Here is a 2517-nt window from a genome sequence, read left to right on the forward strand (position 1 = left end):
ATCAGGTCGGTGACGTCGCGCGTCAGCGCGTCGAGATCGAAGGGGGCGATCTCCAACTGGACGCGTCCGGCTTCGACTTTGGCCATGTCCAGGATGTCGTTGATCAGCGCCAGCAGGTGTTCGCCGCTGCGGTTGATGATGGCCAGGTTGTCGCGCTGCGGGCCGCTGGCGTCGCGCAGCAGCAGGGCGGCGAAACCGAGGATCGCGCTGAGCGGAGTGCGCAACTCGTGGCTAATGTTGGCCAGGAAGCTGCTCTTCGCCCGATTGGCCGCCTCGGCGGCGTCCTTGGCGTCACGCAATCTCGCCTCGACGATCTTCTGCTCGGTGATGTCGTGCAGCGAGACGACAGCCCCGATCCGGGCGCCGCTGCGGTCGGTGATCGCCTGGCCGGAAGCGAGAACGACGAGCACTTCGCCGCTTGCCGTCTGCAGCGTCATCTGTTCGTTGCGGATGATTTCCCCCTGGAAGGCGCGGAACAGTGGAATATCCTCCCGGCTCATGGGAGTGACGCCATCCGCATGAAAGAGCCTGTAGTGTCGAGCCCACCGTTCAGGGGGCAGATCCTCCTGCGCCATGCCGTGCATTTCGCGCGACGCGCGATTGAATACGGTGAGCCGGCCGTTTTCGTCGCAGGCGACGATGCCGTCGGAGATGTTCTCCAGAACGGCCTGAATGAAGACCTGCTGGCGCTGCAGTTCGGCGGTCCTTTCGGCCACCCTTTGCTCCAGGTGGAGATTGAGCTCGCGCAAGTCGTGCTCCACGCGCTGCAGTTCCGTGACGTCGATCATCGCGCCGACGATTCCTTCCACCCGTCCGTCCGGCAGCCGAACCACCGCCTTGTGAACCACGACGTCGCGGCGTTCCTGGTCGACAGCGGTGACAGTCGTTTGATAGACCTGCTGGCCGCCGCTTGCCAGGAGCTCTTCGTCGCGGCCACGCGGCAGAAAGGCAGGCGGCATGACTTTGGCCGTTTCGGCCGGGCAAGCGCCGGCTGACTGTCGCGAGCTGTCGAGCAGGTCGGCAAAGGCTTGGTTGAAACGCTGATAGCTGAGCGAGACATCCTGGAAGAACATCGGGAACGGCACCGCGCTCATCAAGGCCTGGACGAGAACGAGCTCCTTTTCGACTTTCGCCGACAAGTGTCGCTTGGTGCGCAGATTCCTTGCCTGCAGGACGAGCAGTGCGAGCAGGAAGATCACCAGCGCGACGGCGCCGACCGAGATCCTGGGATAGGCATCCCAGATCGCCTCCGGTCGATTGATGACGACCGAGCCTGGGGGCAGGACGCGGCTGGTCAAGCCGAAGCGATTCAACTCCTTGTAGTCGAAAATGTAGCGGTTTGGACTGTCGATCAGGCGCGGCAGGTCGGCCAGGGTCTTCCCGCTGTGCAGGCCGAGAGCCAAGGTCGCGACGGCCATTCCCTGGTCCTTTCCGGAAACCAGCTTGCCGCCGACGATGCCATGGCCGAGAAAGAAGCTCCATGCCGAGTACATCGGCTGCGCCGTGTTCCGGCGCAGCGCCGCCGCCGACTCGGATTCCGGAACGATGCGTCCCAGTCGGTCGAAGGGCCGCCCCATCAGCAGTACGACGAAATCCCCCGAGAGCGTCTGGAGATCGCGCAAGACGTCGTCGAGCAGGCGATGGGTGACCACTTCGATGGCGAAGGGCGACGCCAGCTTGGTGTTGGCAGCTTCGAGGGTGGCGAGGTTGGAGGCGAAAGTCTGTGTTCCGTCACCGACGACGACCAGACGGCCGGTGGTCGGATGAAGCTTCTGAATGAGTTCGAGGTTGGCCGGGAAATCGGGCGCTTCCGATACCCCGGCCACGCCCTCGACGCCAGCCAGGTCGCTCGAACGGATGTTGTTGACTCCGGCAAAGAGAATCGGCGTGCCGGGCCAAAGGCGATCGCGCTGTGCCAGCAGGAGCTGGTAGGCGGGGTCGTCGGTGGCGATCAAGAGGTCGATTCCGGCGCCGGCGTAGCGCTCCGCCAAACGCCGCGCCAGCTCCGCTTTGCCCTCGTAGTTCGGTAGTGGAAAGCGCAAGGCGTCGAGGTACTCGATGTACAGGCCGAATTGGGTGCGGTGCCCACCAAGTCCGGCCAAGAGGCCTTCCTGCTCGCTGTCGGTCCACGGCAGGCCCTGATGGTAGGAATGCAGAACCAGCACGTTGCGCGGTCGATCGGCCGCCGTGGCGGTCATGGTCAGGCCCCAAAGGAGGAGGCAGAAGCTGCGCCATAGCCAGCACGCGACGAAGGCAAGGGTGCGTTGGCGCTGCCGGCACCCGCCGTGGGCGCCGGTGGACTCCCCCGGCGCGCCTGGCCACCACTCTTGCGCTTCACCATTCATGGCTGGCTCGCCTGTACTTGCCGCGCGTCGTTTTTATCGTCGTGGGGGATGAAAGTCACCTCCTGGGCGTCGGGCGTGAAAGTCAGGGTAAAACAGGCGCCGCCGGGCGAAGAGACGTCGAGCTGTCCGTCGAGCTGGTCGGCGAGCATGCGCACCAGGCTCAGGCCGAGCG

The 2517-nt window shown here is 64.7% G+C and carries 1 protein-coding gene; it reads right to left on the minus strand.

The features are described from left to right. Positions 1–2345: histidine kinase dimerization/phospho-acceptor domain-containing protein (locus Q1M07_RS08640; RefSeq protein ID WP_300453031.1), on the minus strand; the 2345-nt coding region annotated here is incomplete at its 3' end. Positions 2346–2517: the final 172 nt, after the last annotated feature.

Source organism: Accumulibacter sp., from assembly GCF_029255285.1.
In the GTDB taxonomy this organism is placed as follows: Bacteria; Pseudomonadota; Gammaproteobacteria; order Burkholderiales; family Rhodocyclaceae; genus Accumulibacter.